A 20,095-nucleotide genomic window follows, 5' to 3' on the forward strand; every position below is an offset into this window, starting at 1 on the left:
CGGGGCCGTCGTCTGTGTCCGTGTCGTCGCGTGCGAGTCAGTCGATCATCCGGCAGTGCGTCGTGAGCTCGCCGAGTCCGTCGATGCCGACCGTCACCGTGGAGCGGTCGCGGAGGAAGATCTGCGGATCGCGGGAGTAGCCCGCCCCACCCGGGCTGCCGGTCGAGATGAGCGTGCCAGGCAGCAGGGTGAGCGACTGTGAGAGGTGGGCGATCAGCTTCGCGACCGAGCGGACCATCTGTCCCGTGCTCGCGTCCTGCACCGTCTCGCCGTCGACGACCGCCCAGATGTGGAGGTCCTGCGGGTCTGTGACCTCGTCAGCAGTGACGGCGAACGGACCCGTGGGCGTGAATCCGTCGAAGGACTTGCAGCGCGACCACTGCGCCTCGGAGAACTGGATGTTCCGAGCGGTGATGTCGTTGACGACGGTGTACCCCCACACGTGCGAGAGCGCGTCCGCTTCGGAGACGTCCTTGGCGGGCGTGCCGATCAGCACGCCGAGCTCGGCCTCGTAGTCGACGGCTTCGCTGAGGGAGCGCGGCCAGGAGGTGGTCTGCCGGTGACCCGTCAGAGAGTTCGGCCAGAGGGTGAACACCGTCGGCGCCGTATCCGTCTTGAGGCCGAGCTCGCTCGAGTGAGCGGCGTAGTTGAGACCAACCGCGAGGACCGCGGGCGGCGCGATGACGGCGGAGAGGAACTCCCAGTCGCCGAGCGGATGCCGCGGCGCGGCGCCTTCCGCCAGGGCCGATCCGAGCGCGTCGAGCAGGGCGGTTCCGCCCTCGATCAGCTGCTGCAGGGTCGCCGGTGCATCGGCGAGGAGGTCGGAGACGAGGATGGCGTCGGTGCCGTCCACCACCGCGAGATTCGCAGCGGGGGAGTCGGCACGGCGCAGATGAGCGAACCGCATGCCTCTACGGTATCCGCTGACGCCCGTCGGTCGCTGGAGGAAGTCGCCAGACCGGGCCGCGGTTGATTGTTACCAATATGCTGTGGGCATGAGTTCCGGAGGACCCGCCCAGCCGTCGCCGTACACGCCGCCGCCCGCGCACGGGTACCCCCAGCAGCAACCGCCGGCGCCTCAGGGGTATCCCCAGCAGTACGGCGCCCAGCAGTACGCCCAGTCGAACTACGCACCGGCCGCATTCGGTCAGCGTCCCGCCTACGCCTCCGTGCTCGCCCAGCCGACGCCCTACTCGCCGCCCGCTCCGGTCGCGCCGTCACCCGCGCAGGGGCTGCCGGCGCTGCCGGGCCGCCGTCGCGCCAGCGGGGTGGCCCTCGGCATCCTCTTCGGGTTCCTCGGCCTGTTGCTGCTCGGTCTCATCGCGTACTTCGGCCTGTTCCTGGGTCCGTTCGCCTCGGTCGTCGGGCTGGTGCTCGCCCTGGTGCCGCTGGCTGTGGTGTTCTTCGTCGTGCGGATGATCGACCGGTGGGAGCCGGAACCCAAGACGCTCGTCTTCTTGGCCGTCGCGTGGGGAGCCGTCGCGGCGGTCGGGCTGACGCTCCTGGTCGACCTCGGGCTCTCGGCCGTGCTCGGACCGCGCGGCGAGGTGGCGAGCGCGGTCATCCAGGCGCCGATCGTCGAGGAGCTGTGGAAGGGCGTCGGGGTCTTCCTGATCTTCCTGATCGCACGCCGGTCCTTCGACGGGCCGGTCGACGGGGTCGTCTACGGCGCGCTCGTCGGCGCCGGATTCGCATTCACCGAGAACATCCAGTACTTCGCCATCAGCCTCATCGAAGGCGGCAGCGGTCAGCTGACGGTCACGTTCATCATGCGCGCGATCATGTCGCCGTTCGCCCACGCCATGTTCACCTCTCTCACCGGCCTCGCGATCGGCCTCGCGGCCCGGCGGCACGCGTCGGCCGGCGCAGCCCTCGGCTTCGGCCTGCTGGGGATGCTCGGGGCGATCTTCCTGCACGGGCTCTGGAACGGCTCGTCGTTCGCCAACTTCTTCCTGCTGTACTTCGTGCTGCAGGTGCCGCTGTTCGTCGGCTTCATCCTCGGCATCGTCGCTCTGCGCCGGGAGGAGGCGCGTCTCACCAAGGCGCGTCTGAGCGACTACGCGGCGGCGGGGTGGTTCACGCCGGAGGAGGTCACGATGCTGGCGACTCCCGCGGGGCGCAAGACCGGACTCCGCTGGGCTGCGCAGCTGCGCGGCGATCGTCGACCGCTCATGCGCGAGTTCATCAAGGATGCGACCATGTTGGCCGCCGTGCGCCAGCGGGCGATCACGGGCCGCGATCCGATGGCTCCCGCCGACGAGCAGGCGCTGCTGGTGCGCACCCGCGCGGCCAGGGCGGCGCTGCTGGCTTACTGACCTGCCCCCGGACAGACTCAACGCCCGGTGCTGCGGCGATGCCTGCATGTCTCCCGGGCGTTGAGTTGGTCTACAAACAGGGTGCACCCGGCATCCGCGGGTGTCAAGAGCTTCTCCCGAGTCGAGTCGAGTCGAGTCGCGTCGTGTTCGCTGTGAGCAGGTGCGAGCTCGTTGACCCCTGCGCGACGGCTCGGGTTGGATGGAAGCATGACTGATCGCACAAAGCCTGAGTTCGACGCCCCCACCGGACCCGCTCCCTCCGAGCTCGTGATCCGCGACCTCATCGAAGGCGACGGAGCCGAGGCCAAGCCCGGCGACACCGTGACCGTCCACTACGCCGGGGTGGAGTTCGAGTCCGGCGAGGAATTCGACTCCTCCTGGGGTCGCGGCGAGACCATCCAGTTCCCGCTGCGCGGCCTCATCCAGGGCTGGCAGGACGGGATCCCCGGCATGAAGGTCGGTGGACGACGCGAGCTCGTCATCCCGCCGCACCTCGCCTACGGCCCTGCGGGCGGCGGGCACTTCCTGTCCGGCAAGACCCTGATCTTCATCATCGATCTCGTCGCCGTCGGCTGATCCGACCCCCGACTGCGGAAGGCGTCGCCCCCACCCGGGGTCGGCGCCTTCCGTCGTTCCGGAGAATCCTCACCATTCGGGGAATACATGCAACTGCATGTAAGTTGTGACACGTGATGCCGCGCGAGCGGTCCACGATCACGGTCGCAGATGCGGCTGACGTCTTCAGAGGAGCACCATGACCATCGACATCCCCGGCTACCGTCCCGGCACCTACGTCCTCGACCCCGCGCACAGCGAGGTCACGTTCAGCGTCCGACACATGATGATCTCGAAGGTGCGCGGCACCTTCGGCGTGAAGAGCGCCACCCTCGTCGCACCCGAGAACCCGCTCGAGACCACCGTCCAGGCGAGCGTCGACGTCACGTCCGTCGACACGAAGGACGAGGGGCGCGACCAGCACCTCCGCTCGGCCGACTTCTTCGACACCGAGAACTTCCCCACGATGGACTTCGTCTCGACCGGCGCCCGCGCCGAGAACGGCGACCTGTTCGTCGACGGCGACCTCACGATCCGCGGCATCACCAAGCCCGTCACGTTCGAGGTCGACTTCGGCGGCTTCGGCTCCGACCCGTGGGGCAACTACAAGGCCGGCGCCTCGGCCAAGACCGTCATCAACCGCGAGGACTTCGGTCTGACCTGGAACGCCGCGCTCGAGACCGGAGGCGTGCTCGTCGGCAAGGACGTCACGATCAACCTCGACCTGCAGGCCGCTCTGCAGCAGGACTGATCGCAGCTCGCGAGAGCCCCGTGCCCGTCAGGGTGCGGGGCTCTCGGCGTCGTAGGCGTGGAATCGCCGATTGCGTCCGGCGAGGATCGCGACGAGTGCGATCACGAGGAATCCCCCGAGCAGCGGCGGGAACCACAGCGTGGTCAGCGACGCCAGTACGCCGGCGTAGAGCGCTCCGACGCGCGGACCACCGGCCACCACGACGATGAAGACGCCCTGCAGGCGGCCGCGCATGGTGTCGGGGACGGCGGCCTGCATCATCGTGTTGCGGTAGATCGAGCTGACGTTGTCGGAGGCTCCGGAGAGCGCCAGCGCGACGCAGGCGGCGGCGATCAGGGCGATGGCGGGGGAGCTCTCGGTCGCACTGCCGGTCAGGGCACCGATCAGCAGCACGACGCCGAACAGGAGGATCGCCGCGCCGTATACCTCGACCGACCGCGTGATGCCACGACCGTGCCATCGGTACTGCACGACCCTGCCCGAGAACAGGCTCGACGCGAAGGTGCCGACCGCGACGGACGCGGTGAGGATGCCGGTGGTCACGGCGCCGCCGCCGAGGATCATCGTCCCGAGTGCGGGGAAGAGCGCGAGCGGCTGCCCGAACGTCATCGCGATGATGTCGACGACGTACTGCATCCGGATATTGCTCGCTCGGCGGAGGAACCGCCATCCGTCGACGAGCGACGCCAGTCCCGGTCGGACGATCTCTCCCTCGGGGCGAAGCGCGGGAAGAGTCCACAGACCGAGGAACATCGAGAGCATGAGCACGACGTCGATCGTGTACGTCCAGCCGTAGCCGGTCAGAGCGACGAGCAACCCGGCGAGGGCGGGACCGGCCATGACGGTCAGTCCGAAGGCCACGCCGTTGAGGGCGGATGCTGCGGCCAGCAGCTCGCGGGCGATCAGGCGAGGGACGATCGCGGTGCGCGTCGCCATGCCCACCGAGTTCGCCGCCGAGTTCACGATGCTGAGCACATACAGCCACCAGATCGTCTCGGCGCCGGTCCACGTGAGGGCCGCCAGGAGTGCGGTGGAGAGGAACGTCACGGTGGCCGCGATCAGCGCGACCCTGCGCCGATCGAAGGCGTCGGCGAGCATCCCGCCGTACAGGCCGGCGAGCACCATCGGCGCGAGACCGGCGACCGCGATCATCGACACCGCGAAGGTGCTCTCGGTGAGCTCGAACACGTGCAGCATGACCGTGACGATGGTGAGCTGGCCGCCGATCCCCGCGAGCGAGGAGCCGATCCACATACGGGCGAACGCCGGGCTCGCCTTCAGCGGGCTGAGGTCGATCAGATGGCCGCGCGCGCTGCTCACGCCGGGTGCCTGTCATGCATTCCTCGAGCGTATCCGCTCTGCGTGGAGGCGGACGTGGGCATGGTCACCTCGCGGCTCCGCGCCTGGTAGACTCGTCAGGTTGCCGTTCGATCGGCCGCGGATAAAGAGAGCTCGCGCATCAGGCGTCGGGCGCCGCGCAACAAGCAGAGAGGGGATCGAATCTATGGCACTGGAAGCAGACGTCAAGAAGGCGATCATCGAAGAGTACGCGACGCACCCCGGTGACACCGGATCCCCCGAGGTGCAGGCCGCGATGCTGACGCAGCGCATCAAGGACCTCACCGAGCACCTGAAGGAGCACAAGCACGACCACCACTCGCGTCGTGGTCTGTTCCTGCTCGTGGGTCAGCGCCGTCGTCTGCTCGGCTATCTCCAGAGCGTCGACATCGAGCGTTACCGCTCGCTGATCGCGCGCCTTGGTCTTCGCCGATAAGGCACCACGGACCCAGCGTTCAATCGCGCAGAACATTCTTGAGAAGGCCGCCCCAGGTGTGGGGCGGCCTTCGTCATGTCCGGCACGGCCGCGCGGAGCGTTGACCTCGTGCTGACTTTCCTTTAGGAAAGCAGGACGAGTCGAAACGGGGAAGCGACGTGGAACAGAAGCCGATGCGCGGTCTCGCGCCCCTCGATCCGCCCTCGCCCGACGTCGCTCGCCAGTATCTGCAGGAGGCGGATGCCGTGCGTGCTCGGCGTGATCGTCAGGGCGGATCGCAGGTGCAGGGGTGGGCGATCATCGTCACGGCCATCGTCACCGGGGTGTTCCTCACGGCGCACCTCGTCGTGGTGGATTCCGGGAGACCCGCCGTCGTGCCGGTCTTCGTCTTCGTCATCATGATCGCGGCGCAGATCGTCTCGGGAGCGACGGAGCGCGACGGCGTGCGGGTGCGCGTGCCTCGCAATCGCGCAGCCTTCGTCGCCATCGTCGTGCTGAGCGTGCTCGGCATCCTCGCATCCTTCGCTGTGCAGATCGTGGCGCCGGAGGCGCCGTTCGTGGTGATCGCAGCGCCGCTCTGGACGTCCTGTCTGATCTTCGCAGGCCTCGGAGTCGCGCATCTCCGAACCGCGACCGGCGACGGGCGCATCGTGCCGCAGCCGCCGTTCGAAGGACCTGCCCGTCTCACGACGCTGGTGGTCGGGTCGCTGCTCGCAGCCACGATCGCCGTGGTCTCCCTCGACGACCTGCTGTTGAGCAGCGTGCTGGCGATCGTCATCGGCTCGGCGTTCGTGGTGGGAGTCGTCGGCGCCCGCACGGATTGGGGTCTCTCCCACCTGGGGCAGGTGTGGCGATGGCCGCAGTACGGCGTCGGTGCTCTCGGTGCGACTGCGCTGCTGGGCGTCACCCTGAACGCATCAGCCGGATCACCGGTCGACCCGCTGCTCGGTGTCGCGGCCGCCGTCGTGGTCGCTCTGTCGACCGTCGTCGTGGCGATCGCGCCGACCCCGACGGAGCGCCGCGATGTCGAGTGAGGGCATCGCGGAGATCCATCCCAGGATGCGACTCGACGACAACTTCTCGACGCCGACCCGGTTCTCGGTCCTCGCCTCGCTCGGCGAGGGCGTGGAGATCGACTTCGGGACTCTCGCGAAGGTCATCCAGGCGAACGACTCCACGCTGAGCAAGGCGATCGCTCACCTGGTGGATGCCGGGTACGTGCAGACGCGCAAGGGTCAGGTCGGGAGCCGCCCCCGCACCTGGATCCGATCGACGGCGCTGGGGGAGGCGGCATTCACCGGCCATCTCAGAGCACTGCGAGAGATCGTCGAACTCGGCGGACGCCACGCCGACGGGACGCGGTCGGTCGAGGGCGACTGACCGCGTCGCCTCAGGCGGCGGGCCCGACGAGATCGGGGTGGTGGATCGCCGCCACGTCGGGGTGCGCCCGCAGACGCGACTTCATCGCATTCTCGCCGTAGGTCGCGTGGATCGGGTTGCTCGGGTCTTCGGTGATGCCCGTCGCCTCGGCGGCGAGGTCGGCGGGAAGCTCCAGGAGCGGCAGCTGCTGATCCAGGGCCGGGTTGAAGAAGAACGGGATCGAGATGCGCTCCTCGGGTGCCCTCGGCGAGATGACGCGGTGGTTGGTGGCCTTGAGGTACCCGCCGGTCGCGTACTCCAGCAGCTCGCCGATGTTCACGACGAAGGCGCCGGGCACGGGCGGTGCCGACACCCACTCGCCGTCGCGCTCGACCTGGAGACCGCCCTTGCCAGGCTCGACCCAGAGCAGCGTCAGCACGCCCGAGTCCTTGTGCGCGCCGACGCCCTGCTGCGGCTCCGGCTCATTCGTGCCCGGATACCGAACGATCTTGATCAGGGTCGACGGGTCGCGGAACGACTCGTCGAAGTAGTTCTCCTCCGCGCCGAGGGTCAGGGCCCAGGCGCGCAGCAGCTTGCGGGCGATCTCCGTCAGGGTGTCATGCCACTCCGTGACGACCTCCTTGAGCTCCGGCTGCGCTGCGGGCCAGAGGTTCGGGCCCGTGAGGCGGTTGAACGCCGGACCGCCCTCGACGGGCTCGCGTTCCGGTCCGATGTCGATCTGCTCGCGCCAGTCGACCTTGCCCTGCGTCCGCTCTCCACCGACGCGCGTGTAGCCGCGGAAGTGGGGGCTCTTCACGTTCTCGATCGCGAGCTTGTCCTCGTCGGGCAGGGCGAAGAAGTCGAGCGCGGCCCGGTGCAGGCGCGCCTCCAGCTCGGGGGAGATGCCCGTTCCCGTCAGGTAGAAGAACCCGACGTCGTGGGTGGCGGCACGCAGCTCGTCGCGGAACCGTGCTGCTGCCTCGGGGCCGGCATCGAGCTGAGAGAGGTCGAGGATGGGGAGCGAGAGATCAGCCATTCCCCGAGCGTAAGTCGCCGTGCCAGCGGTGCGGACGAGTGTTGCGCCGCGTTACCCGACGCGCGTCCGGAGGCGCCGAGTCGAAACAATCGGCGACGTGATGCTAAGGTCTCCTCCTGGGTAAGGGATGCCTTACCTTGGTTTCGTCAGGGAGTTCCCGTTCCGTGCTCGCCACCTTTCTCATCGGCCTCCGTGAAGGCCTCGAGGCCGCACTCGTCGTCGGCATCCTCGTCGCCTACCTCCGCCGGCTCGGACGTACCGACGCGCTGCCCCGTATGTGGGCGGGGGTGGGCCTCGCGATCGCGCTCGCCCTGGGGATCGGCGCGATCCTCACCTTCGGCGCGTACTCCCTGACCTTCGAGGCGCAGGAGCTCATCGGGGGCCTCATGTCGCTGCTCGCTGTGGGCATGGTCACCTGGATGATCTTCTGGATGCAGAAGGCCGGGCGCACCATGAAGGCCACGTTGGAAGGCGGCCTCGACCGGGCGCTGACCCAGGGCGGCGTCTGGGCGCTCGTGGCGATCGGCTTCGTCTCCGTCGCGCGAGAGGGTATCGAGACGACCCTCCTGCTCTGGTCGATGGTGCAGTCGTTCGGCGACACGCCCACGGCACTGCTCGGCGCCGTGCTCGGTCTCGGCACCGCCGTGGCGATCGGCTGGCTGCTGGCGCGAGGCGCCGTGCGTCTCGACCTGCGCCGGTTCTTCACCTGGACGAGCGGCTTCCTCGTCGTCGTCGCCGCCGGCGTGCTCGCGTATGCCGTCATGGATCTCCAGGAGGCCGGAGCGCTGCCGGGTCCCTTCACCGCCCTGGCTCCCGTCGACGCGCTCACCGGCGCCGTCGCGACCGGCTGGCCCGCGTTCCCCTTCGGCTGGGCGTTCGACGTGAGCCCCGCCATCGCGCCAGGAGGAGCGGTCGCCAGCATCCTGCAGGCGACCGTCGGATTCATGCCCCGGATGACCTGGCTCCAGGTCGCGGCGTGGGTCGTCTACCTCGCCGTCGTCGGCATCCTCTTCGTCCGCGGGCTCCGATCCCGTCGGTCCTCCGCCCCTCACACGACACCGTCGTCCGCCGACGCGGACGCCCCGGTGCAGTCCCTCACCGATCAAGGAGCAGTATGACCACCTCCCGCCGAGTCCTGGCATCCGTCGCGGCCGCCGGTGCGGCCGTCCTCGTGCTGAGCGGATGCGTCGCGAAGAGCGACGCCGCCGCGGGCGCCGCGTTCGACGTGGCGTCGACCGACTCCGAGTGCGCCGTGTCCGGCTCGACCGCGACGAGCGGCACCCTCACCTTCGACGTCAAGAACGACAGCGCCCAGACGTCGGAGTTCTACCTGCTCGCCGAAGACGGTCTGCGCATCGTCGGCGAGGTCGAGAACATCGCCCCCGCCGCGTCGCGCACGCTCACCGTGGTCGCCCAGCCGGGAAAGTACTACACGCTCTGCAAGCCGGGGATGATCGGTGACGGCGTCGGGAAGGCCGAGTTCACGGTGACGGGTGACCGCGTCGCGGTCGCCGGCGAGGACTCGGAGCAGAAGCAGCAGGCGGTCGACCTCTACGCGGCGTTCGTCAAGGATCAGGTCGGCCAGCTCGTGCCTGCGGTGGAGGAGCTCGTCGCCGCGTACGAGTCGGGCGACGACGAGACCGCACGCACGAAGTTCCCGCAGACGCGTGCCTTCTACGAGCGCATCGAGCCGGTCGCCGAGGCGCTCGGCTCGCTCGACCCCCGCATCGACTACCGCGAGGTGGATGCCGTCGCCGAAGGCCTCGATTGGACGGGCTTCCACCGCATCGAGAAAGACCTCTGGGTTCCGGCTCAGGACGCGCTGAATGCCGACGGCGAGACGCCGGCTTGGCAGGACTGGGTGCCGTCTACCCCCGAGGAGCGCGTCGGGTACGGCGACCAGCTCCTCGCCGACGTGCAGGAGCTCTACGACTACGTCCACTCCGACGACTTCACGAAGGCCCTCGAGGACCAGGGTATCGGCGGCATCTCGAACGGCGCGATCGCCCTGCTCGACGAGGTCGCGACCGGCAAGATCTCGGGCGAGGAGGACTGGTGGTCGAGTACCGACCTCTATGACTTCGCCGCCAACGTCGAGGGATCGAAGATGGCGTTCTCGCTCGTGCAGGACTTCGCCGCGGCGCAGGGTGACGAGGGCGAGGCTCTCGTCGGTGAGATCGAAGACGGCTACGCCGCTCTCGAGGCCTCGCTCGCCGCGCACGGGTCGCTCGCCGGCGGCTTCGTCGGTTACTCCGAACTCACCGACGACGACAAGCGCGAGTTCACCGACCTGATCAACGCCCTGGCCGAGCCGCTCTCGCAGCTCACCGGCACGATCCTCGACTGAGCGACGGGTACGATCACGCGAGTGGACGACAGCACGAACGGGGCCGCCGCAGACGCATGGGACGCGTCTGCGGCGGCATCCGTCCCCGCGGGGCTGAGCCGTCGGGGACTCCTCGGACTCGCGCTCGGCGGCGGTGCCGCATCGCTCGCGGTCGGCCTCGGCGCCGGCCTCACGGGCGGCGTGGCGCTCGGTCGAGCACGGGCCGCAGAGGATGCCGAGCACGCATACTCCTTCTTCGGCGCGCATCAGGCCGGCATCACCACGCCCGTGCAGGAGCACCTTCACTTCGCGGCGTTCGACATGATGCCGCGCACCGACCGGGACGACCTCGTGACGCTGCTGCAGGACTGGAGCTATGCGGCCTCCCGCCTGACGCAGGGCCTCGAGGTGAGCGCCACGGGGGCGGTCGGCGGGGATGCCGAGGTGCCGCCGGACGACACGGGCGAGGCGCTCGGTCTGCCGGCGGCCGGTCTCACCATCACGATCGGCTTCGGACCCAGTCTGTTCGAGAACGAGGACGGCGACCGGTACGGCATCGCGGCGCAGCGTCCCGCCTCGCTGGAACGGCTTCCCGCGTTCCTGGGTGACGACCTCGTCCCGCAGCTGTCGAACGGCGATCTCTGCATCCAGGCGTGCGCCGACGACCCGCAGGTCGCGGTGCACGCGATCCGCAACCTCAGTCGAATCGCCTTCGGCCGCGCGAAGCTCCGCTGGTCTCAGCTGGGGTTCGGCAAGACCTCTCGCACCACCGCCGATCAGGCGACCCCGCGCAACCTGTTCGGCTTCAAGGACGGGACGGCGAACATCCTCGCCGACGACGAGAAGGCCCTTGCGAAGAACGTCTGGGTTGCGGCATCCGACGAGCCGGCGTGGATGGCCGGCGGCTCGTACCTGGTCGCGCGGAAGATCGCCATGCTCATCGAGACGTGGGATCGGGTGCGCCTGTCGGAGCAGGACACGATCATCGGGCGTGACAAGGGACGCGGCGCGCCGCTGTCCGGCGGCGACGAGGACACCGCCCCGGACTTCACGTCCACGCGCATCGACGCGAACTCGCACGTGCGCCTCGCGCATCCGGAGCAGAACGACGGGGTCCGCATACTCCGTCGCGGCTTCAACTACGTGGACGGCAACAACGACCTCGGGCGCCTCGATGCCGGACTCTTCTTCCTGTCGTACCAGCGCGACCCCGCGCAGTTCATCACGCTGCAGCGGAAGCTCTCGACCGACCGCATGAACGAGTACATCCGGCACGTGGGTTCCGGGATCTGGGCGATCCCCGCGGGCGCGGAGCAGGGATCCTACGTCGGGGCGCCCCTGTTCGACTGAGCCGTCAGCTCGCGATGAGACGCACGGCTGCCGCGGCGAAGGCGTCCGCCCCGAAGTGGTCGTCGGCCGACACCGTGACGACCGTGTCCGCATGGAGGATCACGAGCTGCCCGTAGGCTCCGTGCAGCCGCCACGCAGATCCGGGGCCGTCCCACGCTCCGAGGCCGTACCGCTGGTATCCCTCGCTCGTTCCGGCAGGCACCCAATCCGAGTGCATGGCATCGACGACGGATCCGGGCACGATCTGCTCCCCGTCCCAGACGCCGCGGTCGCGGAGCAGGCGGCCGATGCGCGACATCTCCTCCGTGCGGAGCGCGAGGCCCTCTCCGGCGAGGATGTGCCCGAGCGGGCAGCGCCGCCATTCGACGTCCTCGAGTCCGAGCGGTGCGAAGAGGCGCGGCCCCAGATAGTCCTCGACATCGCCGACCACGCGCTCCAGCAGTCGCATCGCCGTATAGGTGCTGGCGTTGGAGTACTGGAACGCCCGGCCGCGCGAGTCGCGGCTCAGGAACTCGGCGGCGAGATCGGGCCAGTCCGTCATCAGCGTCGGCGACCACGGGAGATCGATGCCGGTCGACATCGACAGCAGGCGGCGGAGCGTGAGAGCACCGACGCCCCGACCGAGAGCGACGTCCTCGACGATCCCGGAGATCGGCTCGTCGAGGGAGAGCAGTCCCTCGGCATCCGCGCTGCCCGCCGCGAGGACGCTGACACCTTTCGCGACGGAGTGGATCTCCGTGCTCTCATCGGCGGCCCAGCGATGATCCGCCGTGTCGTCGCCCACCCGCACGTGCAGACCGAGCGCGCCGAAACCGCTGGACTCGACCTCGGCGACCAGGCGATCTCTGAGCGATGCAGCCCGGGTCATCGGGGAGTGCCCGGAACAGCACGCGGTCGACGCGAGCCCGTGGGGTCGCTGCGGTGCCCCTGCTTGCCGGCGAGGTCCGGATCGGCGAACAGCCACTTCGGTCGGGGCTCGACGAGCGGGCGGAACACCCACCGCACGGGCTTCGTCGCGAGCGCGAGGGCGAGAGCGACCGACAGCAGGGTGACCAGCGGTAGCCAGAGCCAGGTCGGGTCGAGGTCGCGCAGCACACCGGTCTCGCGGAAGGGGTAGAGGGCGAACGAGTGCAGCAGGTAGACGTACATCGTGTACTGCCCGAAGGGGGTCCACCAGTAGGTTCCGCGCGGAACCAGAACGAAGAACGCCGCGCTCAGCACGAGCGCGAGCACCATCAGGGCGAGGCGGACGCCCCCGGCCCACCACTGCTCGCCGCCGAGGTCGGCGTAGGCGTCCTCGTAGAACAGCCAGTGCCGCAGGTCGATCATCTCCCAGAGGTCGACCCAGTGCCAGGCGGTGAATCCTGCGGCGGCGAGCACACCGACGGCGCCGACGCGGAGCCACCACGGGCGCGCATCCAGCAGCCGCAGTCGGGCGACGACGTCGTGCTCGCGCAACCACCATCCGAGCGTGAAGAACGGCAGCAGCCCGAGCGTCCGTGACAGGGAGAACGTGCTGTCGACGTTGGGCAGGTAGCCGACGCCCAGGGAGATCACGACGGTCCAGGCGAGCGGCCACCGGAGCAGCGCGAGGTAGGGGAGCACGAGGCGGAAGATGCCGAGCGCGAGGAGGAACCACAGCGTCCACGACGGCTTGGTGAAGTTCGGCTCCGCCTGCCCCTCGACGAGCCATTTCGTCAGCGTCCAGAGCAGCTCGAAGATCACGTACGGCACGAGGATGTCGGTGATCACCCGCGCCATCTGCACCCTGGTGGGGGACCCGGACTTCGAGAAGTAGCCGGAGATGATCGCGAACGCGGGCATGTGGAAGGCGTACAGCGCGAGGTAGGCGGCCAGCGCGATGTCGGAGTCGTACGTGAGGCGCTGCACCGCATGCCCGAGCACGACCAGGACGATGCACGCGTAGCGCGCGTTGTCCCAGAACGGGACGCGTCGGCGGGGCTTCGGTGCGGTCGCGGTGACGGGGTTCGGGTCGGCTCCGGCACTGTTCATGCTCTGAGGCTACCGCCGGGAATAAAGTTGGTCCGATCGCGTTGACTCAGATACATTCAAATGAATAAAACCGGATGCAGGGCACCCGATTCGGAGAAGACGGAGCAATCATGAGCGAGCAGACAGGCACGCAGATGCAGTTCGGCATCATGTCGGTCAGCGACATCACCCGCGACCCGACGACCGGCGTCACGCCCAGCGAGCAGGAGCGCATCAAGGCGACTCTCGCGATCGCCAAGCACAGCGAAGAGGTCGGCCTCGACGTCTTCGCCATCGGCGAGCATCACAACCCGCCGTTCTGGTCCTCGAGCCCGACCACGTTCCTCGCGGCCCTCGCCGCGCAGACCGAGCGACTGATCGTGTCGACCTCCACGACGCTCATCACCACGAACGACCCCGTGCGGATCGCGGAGGAGTACGCGATGCTGCAGCACGTCTCCGACGGACGCATGGATCTCATGCTCGGGCGCGGCAACACCGGCCCGGTGTACCCGTGGTTCGGCAAGGACATCCGCCAGGGACTCCCGCTCGCGATCGAGAACTACGCGCTGCTGCACAAGCTGTGGCGAGAGGACGTCGTCGACTGGGAGGGCAAGTTCCGCACCCCGCTGCAGGGCTTCACCTCGACCCCGCGCCCGCTCGACGGCATCGCGCCCTTCGTGTGGCACGGCTCGATCCGCACGCCCGAGATCGCCGAGCAGGCCGCCTATTACGGGGACGGCTTCTTCGCGAACAACATCTTCTGGCCGAAGGAGCACTACCAGCGGCTCATCGAGCTCTACCGTCAGCGCTACGCCCACTACGGTCACGGCACGCCGGAGCAGGCGATCGTCGGTCTCGGCGGCCAGGTGTTCATGGCCGCGAAGTCGCAGGATGCCGTCTCGCAGTTCCGCCCGTACTTCGACAACGCCCCGGTGTACGGCCACGGCCCGAGCATGGAGGACTTCACCGAGATGACTCCGCTGACGGTGGGATCGCCGCAGCAGGTGATCGACCGCTACGCCGGCATGCGCGAGCACTTCGGCGACTACCAGCGCCAGCTGTTCCTCATCGATCACGCGGGTCTGCCGCTGAAGACGGTTCTCGAGCAGCTCGACATCCTGGGCTCGGAGGTCGTGCCGGTGCTCCGCAAGGAGCTCGCGAAGGACCGTCCGGAGACGGTTCCGGACGCCCCGACCCACGCGGCCCGGGTGAAGGCCGTGTACGGCGATGGGCCCACACGCCAGGCGCGTCCGGGTGCCAACCGCGGCGACAACCTCACCGGCGACTCGCCCTACGAGGACACGCCGGCACCCGCCGGATCCGCGTTCGGCCTGTCCCGGAAGGGAGCCTGAGATGACCACGCGCCGCATCGCCGTGGTCTCGGCAGGGCTGTCGAACCCGTCGTCGACCCGCATGCTCGCCGATCGGCTGGCCGCGGAGACGGTCAAAGCGCTCGCCGCACGCGACATCGACGCCACAGTCGACGTGATCGAGCTGCGCGACTACGCGCATGACATCACGAACAACCTTCTGACGGGTTTCGCGCCGCCGGCGCTCGAGACCGCGATCAACACGGTGGTCTCCGCCGACGCGCTCATCGCGGTCACTCCCATCTTCTCCACGAGCTACTCGGGGCTGTTCAAGTCGTTCATCGACGTGCTCGACCCCGATTCGCTCACCGGGAAGCCGGTGCTGATCGGAGCGAACGCCGGGACGGCCCGTCACTCGCTCGCGATCGACTACGCGATCCGCCCGCTGTTCGCCTACCTGCACGCGGATGCCGTGTCGACGGGCGTCTTCGCGGCATCGAGCGACTGGGGAGGTGCCGGCGACGACGTCGCCCCGCTCGCGCGCCGCGTGGAGAAGGGGGCGAAGGAGCTCGCGGACGTGATCGCGCAGCGCGACGCGGCCACGGTCTCCGACCCCTTCGATCCCGCGACGTACCTCGGTGAGGGTCGCTCGTTCGGACACATGCTCGGCGGTCTCGCGGGGGAGTGAGCGCACGGCGGCGACAGGCGTCGCGCGGAGGGCCACGAGCCGCCAAGGATGTCTGAGGCATCGCACGGTGACCCGTGGCCCTCTCCGCCGTTCCGCGGCGACCGGCCTCAGCGACCCGGGGTCGGGCGCTGCCAGGAGTACTCGGTCTCCGGCCTGCCCCGCGCGCCGTAACGGGCCGCTCTCATGACGACGCCCTCCGACGCCAGATGCTCGAGATACCGTCGCACCGACACGCGGGACATGCCGAGCCGGTCGGCGGCTTCACTGGCCGAGAGCGGACCAGCAGCCCGCACCTCATGCGTGACGGCCTCCAGGGTCGCGGCCGACAGTCCCTTCGGCAGGGCGATCGTTCCGGTCGCTCGTCCGAGCAGCGCGTCGATCTCGGCCTGAGTGGTCTCTCCGTCGGTCTCGTCGACTCGTGCCCGATGTTCGCGGTAGGCCGTGAGGCGTTCTCGGAAGATCGCGAACGGGAACGGCTTGACAAGATACTGGTACACGCCGAGGGCCGCCATCTGCCGCACGGTCTCGGCGTCCCGCACACCGGTGATCGCGATGACGTCGATCGCCGCAGCCCGGGCGCGCAGCGTGCGAAGCACGTCGATGCCGGATCCGTCGGGCATGGTCACGTCGAGCAGCACGAGGTCGAAGCGCTCGGAGCCGTCGGCCCCTAGGACGGCGGTGAGGGCCGCCCGCGCCCCCGAGCATTCCGCACCCACCACGAAGCCGTCGATGCGCTCGAGGTAGGTCCGGTGCAGTTCGAGCGTCAGGGCGTCGTCGTCGACGATCAGGGTTCGAATCACCGGATCCTCCGTCTCTTCGGCGGCAGAGTGACGCGGAACGTGGTCGGGGCGGACCGCAGCTCGACGATGCCGCCGGCGTCGACGACGACGGCGCGCACCAGTGCGAGTCCGACTCCGCGTCCCTCGGCGCCTGCCGGCTTCGTGGAGAACCCCTGCTCGAAGACGCGATCGCGCAGGTCGATGGGGATCCCGGGGCCGCTGTCCGACACCTCCAGCACGATACCGCCGTCCTCGGTGGGCTGCAGCACGACCTCGACCCAGCGCTCGGCGACGTCGGCCACGGCATCCATCGCGTTGTCGACGAGGTTTCCGAGGACCGCGACGCTGTCGACGGCCGAGAGCGGCGACGCCGGGGTGTCCGGCTCGATGCGGATCCGCCAGTCGATGCCCCGCTCCTTCGCCTGCGAGGCCTTGCCCAGCAGCAGGGCGCCGACGGCGGGGTCGCCCGCGCGGCGTGCGGTGACCTGGTCGACGAGCGACTGACTCTGACGAGAGGTCTCGGTGAGGATCTCGATCGCCTCGTCGCTGCGTCCGAGCTCGAGCAGCGCGACCGCGGTGTGCATGCGGTTCCCGTGCTCGTGGGTCTGCGCGCGGAGGGCATCTCCGAGTGTCCGCAGCGATTCGTACGACGACACGGCGTCGCGCAGCTGTCCCGGTGGCAGGTCGCCGGCGATCCGTCGTGTGATGCGCCGGGCGATCCAGGCGCCGAGCGCTCCCAGTGCGACGAGCCCGACCGTGATGGCGAGGGAGAGCGGCAGCCGTCGCAGCAGGGTGTCGGAGATCGACTCGATCGTCACCCCGGCCGACACCCAGCCGATCAGCTCGTCGCCCGCGGTGAGGACGGGCACGATCGTGCGGACCGACGGTCCGAGGGTCCCCGTGAACACCTCCGTCAGCTGCGAGGGTGCGGCGGGGATGGTGCCGAGGTAGCGCTCGCCGAGCCGGTCGACGTCGGGGTGCGTCACCCGCACGCCGTCCGGGGTCATGATGGTCACGAAATCCAGGTCCGCCGCAGCGATGACGTCGAGTGCATAGGGCTCGAGAGCGCGGGTCGCGGCATCCGTGTCGCCCGTCGCGAGCGCCTCGGCGACGGCGGGCGACGTCGCGAGCGTCACCGCGGTCGCCGCGGTCACCCGCTCGGCCTCGGCGTGCGTCGCGCGCTGCGCCTCGACGACGAGGAACACCGCGACGAGGGCGCCGATCACCACGGCCGCCGCGAGGACGACGAGGAACACCGCCGAGGCGGTGCTGCGGCTGCGGCGGGCGTGTCGCATCTGGTGCTTCCGATCGTCGGTGATCGCCGTGACGGGATCTCGGTAGTGACCAATACGACCACAAATATCGACGACGCGGGAAGTCGGGGAGTGTGGACACACCGCGGGCGACGACGCCGGCGCAGACGGACGACGACGTTCATTATCAAGGAGGATGCCATGGCCATCACGACGGGGTTCACCCTTCCCGGATTCCATTGGCGACGAGGCAAGCAGTCGTGGGACAGGCACACCTGGCTGTACGTGTCGGTCATCATCGCTGTCGTGCTGGGAGCCGCGGTCGGCCTCATCTGGCCCGAGGTCGGTCAGAGCCTCGAGCCGATCGGCAAGGGCTTCGTGTCGCTCATCAAGATGATGATCGCTCCCATCATCTTCTGCACGATCGTGGTCGGCGTCGGATCCATCGCCAAGGCGGCCACCGTGGGCAAGATCGGCGGACTCGCGCTGCTCTACTTCATGGTGATGTCGACGTTCGCCCTCGCGATCGGCCTGGTCGTCGGCAACATCATCCACCCCGGTGCGGGCCTCGACATGGCGTCGGCGACCTACGACGCGACAGAGACCGAGGCGAAGACGACCACCGAGTTCGTGCTCGGCATCATCCCGACGACGTTCTTCTCCGCGTTCACCGGGGAGAGCGTGCTGCAGGTGCTGTTCATCGCGCTGCTCGTCGGCTTCGCCCTCCAGGGACTCGGGGAGAAGGGCGCTCCGATCATGGACGCCGTCAAGAACCTGCAGAAGCTCGTCTTCCGCATCCTCGGCATGATCCTGTGGCTGGCGCCGCTCGGCGCGTTCGGAGCCATCGCCGCCGTCGTGGGCAAGACCGGCATCGCGGCCATCTGGAGCCTCGGCGTGCTGATGATCGCCTTCTACATCACCTGCGTCGTGTTCATCGTCGTGGTGCTGGGCGTGCTGCTGTTCGCGGTGACGCGGGTCAACATCTTCAGTCTCATCAAGTACCTGGCCCGCGAGTACCTGCTGATCGTCGGCACCTCGTCGTCGGAGTCGGCCTTGCCTCGACTCATCGCGAAGATGGAGCACGTCGGCGTCTCGAAGCCGGTCGTCGGCATCACGGTCCCGACCGGGTACTCGTTCAACCTCGACGGCACAGCGATCTACCTGACCATGGCGTCGCTCTTCATCGCCACGGGGATGGGGCAGCCGATGTCGATCGGCGAGCAGATCGGTCTGCTGGTGTTCATGATCATCGCGAGCAAGGGAGCGGCCGGCGTCACCGGTGCCGGGCTCGCGACGCTCGCGGGCGGTCTGCAGGCTTACCGCCCCGACCTCGTCGACGGGGTCGGCGTGATCGTCGGCATCGACCGGTTCATGTCCGAGGGCCGCGCGCTCACCAACTTCACGGGCAACGCCGTCGCGACGCTGCTCATCGGCACGTGGACCCGCGAGATCGACCGGGAGCGCGTGCGCCGGGTCCTCAGCGGCGAACTGCCGTTCGACGAGTCGGTTCTCGACGGCGTCGACGACCACGGCATGGCCGACGAGCGCACGGCCGTCGACGCACAGGGACTCAAGGACTCGGCACTCGACGAGATGTCGGCGAAGCAGGAGCGCGCACGCGCCAGGGCCGTGCAGAGCTGACGGCGGGACCGAAGAAGGGGATGCGGGAGTCGACGTCGTCGGCTCCCGCATCCGTGCGATCAGCCGCTCTTGCGTCGGAACTCGCGCCGGGTCTGCGGGGCGTGCGTGCCGTGGACGGCGGAGTCGCCGTCCAGGTGGGCTTCACCCTGGCGGTGGTGCGCGTTCTTCTTCTCGAGCGCTTCCTTGAACTTGCGCTTCATGTCCTCGGTCGAGGACGCGCCTTCGTCGGTGCTCATGCCCGCCAGCCTAGGGCACGGCTCGTCCGGCCGGTCCGTCACCTGCGGACGCGCGTCGTGACGACGTCGATCGCGGCGCCGAGCGCGAGGGCGGCCCCCACCGACACGATCACGGCCACGACGGGACCGCCGGGGACGACGAGCGCCACGACCGCGCCCACCGACGCCTGATAGGCGCCCCAGCCGACCGCCGCGACGGCCGCAAGGCACAGGTATCTCAGCGGGTGCAGGCGCGACGCCCCGGCCACCAGGTTTACGGCGAGCCGCGCGAAGGGGATGAACCGTGCCGTGAACAGTACGCTCGCCGTCCCGGTGTCGAGTCGGCGCCGGGCCCAGGCGAGCGCCTGCTGCACGCGGGGTCCCCGCATCCACCGCCACCGCTCCGTTCCCACTGTGCGGCCGATCAGGTAGCAGGCGACATCATCGAGGAACGCCGCCGCCCCCGCGCAGGCGATCACCGACCAGAGCGGCGGCGATCCGGCCGTCGATGCGATCGCACCGAGGGCGGTGACCGCGATCTCGCCCGGGATCACCACGAAGAAGGAGTCGCCGAGCACGAGCACGCTCATGATCGCGAGAGCCCAGGGCCCGGTGAGCAGGTCGGTCGGCACGGCTCCACCCTGCGCGGCGCAAGTGAACGGGAACCAAAGCGCGGATAGCCGGTGACCAGCGATCCAGCATCCGGTGAACTTCTGGTGCGTCGGGCCGTTTCGGTGATGCGGCCACC

21 protein-coding genes are annotated in these 20,095 nt (G+C 69.1%); 12 read left to right on the top strand and 9 right to left on the bottom strand.

Annotation, left to right across the window (positions count from 1 at the left end; translation table 11 throughout):
* Positions 1-37 precede the first annotated feature (37 nt).
* Entirely contained in the window at positions 38-907 is an 870-nt protein-coding gene (locus tag AUC47_RS14035; protein WP_096715815.1) for a fumarylacetoacetate hydrolase family protein, read from the bottom strand.
* Between the two features lie 88 nt (positions 908-995).
* On the opposite strand from AUC47_RS14035, the gene AUC47_RS14040 reads away from it, so the two are divergent.
* The 3 genes from AUC47_RS14040 (at position 996) to AUC47_RS14050 (ending at position 3,621) form a co-directional block, all read left to right on the top strand.
* Complete coding sequence (locus tag AUC47_RS14040) at positions 996-2,315, top strand: PrsW family intramembrane metalloprotease (RefSeq protein ID WP_096715816.1); 1,320 nt, start codon at positions 996-998, stop codon at positions 2,313-2,315.
* 207 nt (positions 2,316-2,522) lie between these two features.
* Complete coding sequence (locus AUC47_RS14045; protein WP_096715817.1) at positions 2,523-2,891, top strand: FKBP-type peptidyl-prolyl cis-trans isomerase; 369 nt, start codon at positions 2,523-2,525, stop codon at positions 2,889-2,891.
* Positions 2,892-3,069: 178 nt separating this feature from the next.
* Positions 3,070-3,621 carry a YceI family protein gene (locus AUC47_RS14050; protein WP_096715818.1) on the top strand — a complete coding sequence of 184 codons (552 nt, stop codon included), beginning with the start codon at positions 3,070-3,072 and terminating at the stop codon, positions 3,619-3,621.
* Between the two features lie 27 nt (positions 3,622-3,648).
* Here AUC47_RS14050 and AUC47_RS14055 read toward each other — a convergent pair whose 3' ends face one another.
* Positions 3,649-4,941, bottom strand: coding sequence for an MFS transporter (locus AUC47_RS14055; protein ID WP_096715819.1), 1,293 nt, complete (start codon positions 4,939-4,941; stop codon positions 3,649-3,651).
* Between the two features lie 184 nt (positions 4,942-5,125).
* Between AUC47_RS14055 and rpsO the strand changes: the two genes are divergently transcribed.
* The 3 genes from rpsO to AUC47_RS14070 all read left to right on the top strand — a co-directional run bounded on the left by rpsO (position 5,126) and on the right by AUC47_RS14070 (position 6,775).
* Positions 5,126-5,395 carry a 30S ribosomal protein S15 gene (gene rpsO, locus AUC47_RS14060; protein WP_017203073.1) on the top strand — a complete coding sequence of 90 codons (270 nt, stop codon included), beginning with the start codon at positions 5,126-5,128 and terminating at the stop codon, positions 5,393-5,395.
* A gap of 158 nt (positions 5,396-5,553) precedes the next feature.
* A complete protein-coding gene (locus AUC47_RS14065) occupies positions 5,554-6,429 on the top strand; it encodes a hypothetical protein (RefSeq protein WP_096715820.1) in 876 nt (291 codons plus the stop codon).
* Between the two features lie 25 nt (positions 6,430-6,454).
* A complete protein-coding gene (locus tag AUC47_RS14070) occupies positions 6,455-6,775 on the top strand; it encodes a transcriptional regulator (protein WP_256999592.1) in 321 nt (106 codons plus the stop codon).
* 10 nt (positions 6,776-6,785) lie between these two features.
* On the opposite strand, the gene AUC47_RS14075 is transcribed toward AUC47_RS14070, so the two are convergent.
* Positions 6,786-7,790 (bottom strand): isopenicillin N synthase family dioxygenase, encoded by a 1,005-nt coding sequence (locus tag AUC47_RS14075; RefSeq protein ID WP_096715822.1) that lies wholly within the window; start codon positions 7,788-7,790, stop codon positions 6,786-6,788.
* Between the two features lie 164 nt (positions 7,791-7,954).
* Between AUC47_RS14075 and efeU the strand changes: the two genes are divergently transcribed.
* Genes efeU through efeB form a run of 3 tightly spaced genes read left to right on the top strand, consistent with a single transcriptional unit; the run spans position 7,955 to position 11,466 of the window.
* On the top strand, positions 7,955-8,908 hold the full coding sequence (efeU, locus tag AUC47_RS14080) for an iron uptake transporter permease EfeU (protein WP_096715823.1): 954 nt from the start codon (positions 7,955-7,957) through the stop codon (positions 8,906-8,908).
* A complete protein-coding gene (gene efeO / locus AUC47_RS14085) occupies positions 8,905-10,137 on the top strand; it encodes an iron uptake system protein EfeO (protein ID WP_096715824.1) in 1,233 nt (410 codons plus the stop codon). Before efeU ends, efeO begins: the two co-directional genes overlap by 4 nt.
* Before the next feature lie 21 nt (positions 10,138-10,158).
* The gene (gene efeB, locus AUC47_RS14090) at positions 10,159-11,466 is read left to right on the top strand and encodes an iron uptake transporter deferrochelatase/peroxidase subunit (RefSeq protein ID WP_096715825.1); all 1,308 of its coding nucleotides are present in this window, start codon (positions 10,159-10,161) and stop codon (positions 11,464-11,466) included.
* A 4-nt stretch (positions 11,467-11,470) separates the two neighbouring features.
* On the opposite strand, the gene AUC47_RS14095 is transcribed toward efeB, so the two are convergent.
* Both AUC47_RS14095 and AUC47_RS14100 read right to left on the bottom strand, forming a co-directional pair.
* Positions 11,471-12,334, bottom strand: coding sequence for a serine hydrolase domain-containing protein (locus AUC47_RS14095; protein ID WP_096715826.1), 864 nt, complete (start codon positions 12,332-12,334; stop codon positions 11,471-11,473).
* Entirely contained in the window at positions 12,331-13,479 is a 1,149-nt protein-coding gene (locus tag AUC47_RS14100) for an acyltransferase family protein (RefSeq protein WP_096715827.1), read from the bottom strand. Before AUC47_RS14100 ends, AUC47_RS14095 begins: the two co-directional genes overlap by 4 nt.
* A gap of 110 nt (positions 13,480-13,589) precedes the next feature.
* Here AUC47_RS14100 and AUC47_RS14105 point away from each other — a divergent pair, with 110 nt between their 5' ends.
* Positions 13,590-14,813 (top strand): LLM class flavin-dependent oxidoreductase, encoded by a 1,224-nt coding sequence (locus AUC47_RS14105; RefSeq protein ID WP_096716140.1) that lies wholly within the window; start codon positions 13,590-13,592, stop codon positions 14,811-14,813.
* Between the two features lies 1 nt (position 14,814).
* Positions 14,815-15,459: an FMN reductase gene (locus tag AUC47_RS14110; protein WP_096715828.1), complete on the top strand. Its 645-nt coding sequence runs from the start codon at positions 14,815-14,817 to the stop codon at positions 15,457-15,459.
* Between the two features lie 107 nt (positions 15,460-15,566).
* Here the strand turns inward: AUC47_RS14110 and AUC47_RS14115 are convergent, their stop codons facing one another.
* Both AUC47_RS14115 and AUC47_RS14120 read right to left on the bottom strand, forming a co-directional pair.
* Complete coding sequence (locus AUC47_RS14115; RefSeq protein ID WP_096715829.1) at positions 15,567-16,259, bottom strand: response regulator; 693 nt, start codon at positions 16,257-16,259, stop codon at positions 15,567-15,569.
* Entirely contained in the window at positions 16,256-17,533 is a 1,278-nt protein-coding gene (locus AUC47_RS14120; RefSeq protein ID WP_096715830.1) for a sensor histidine kinase, read from the bottom strand. The genes AUC47_RS14115 and AUC47_RS14120 overlap by 4 nt, the downstream gene beginning before the upstream one ends.
* Positions 17,534-17,692: 159 nt before the next feature.
* Here AUC47_RS14120 and AUC47_RS14125 point away from each other — a divergent pair, with 159 nt between their 5' ends.
* Positions 17,693-19,132 (top strand): cation:dicarboxylate symporter family transporter, encoded by a 1,440-nt coding sequence (locus tag AUC47_RS14125; RefSeq protein ID WP_096715831.1) that lies wholly within the window; start codon positions 17,693-17,695, stop codon positions 19,130-19,132.
* A 59-nt stretch (positions 19,133-19,191) separates the two neighbouring features.
* Here AUC47_RS14125 and AUC47_RS16820 read toward each other — a convergent pair whose 3' ends face one another.
* Both AUC47_RS16820 and AUC47_RS14135 read right to left on the bottom strand, forming a co-directional pair.
* Positions 19,192-19,368 (bottom strand): DUF5302 domain-containing protein, encoded by a 177-nt coding sequence (locus AUC47_RS16820; protein WP_096715832.1) that lies wholly within the window; start codon positions 19,366-19,368, stop codon positions 19,192-19,194.
* Between the two features lie 38 nt (positions 19,369-19,406).
* Positions 19,407-19,979 carry a DedA family protein gene (locus AUC47_RS14135; RefSeq protein ID WP_256999593.1) on the bottom strand — a complete coding sequence of 191 codons (573 nt, stop codon included), beginning with the start codon at positions 19,977-19,979 and terminating at the stop codon, positions 19,407-19,409.
* Positions 19,980-20,095 lie beyond the last annotated feature (116 nt).

It is taken from the genome of Microbacterium sp. SZ1, assembly GCF_002362255.1.
GTDB lineage: Bacteria > Actinomycetota > Actinomycetes > Actinomycetales > Microbacteriaceae > Microbacterium.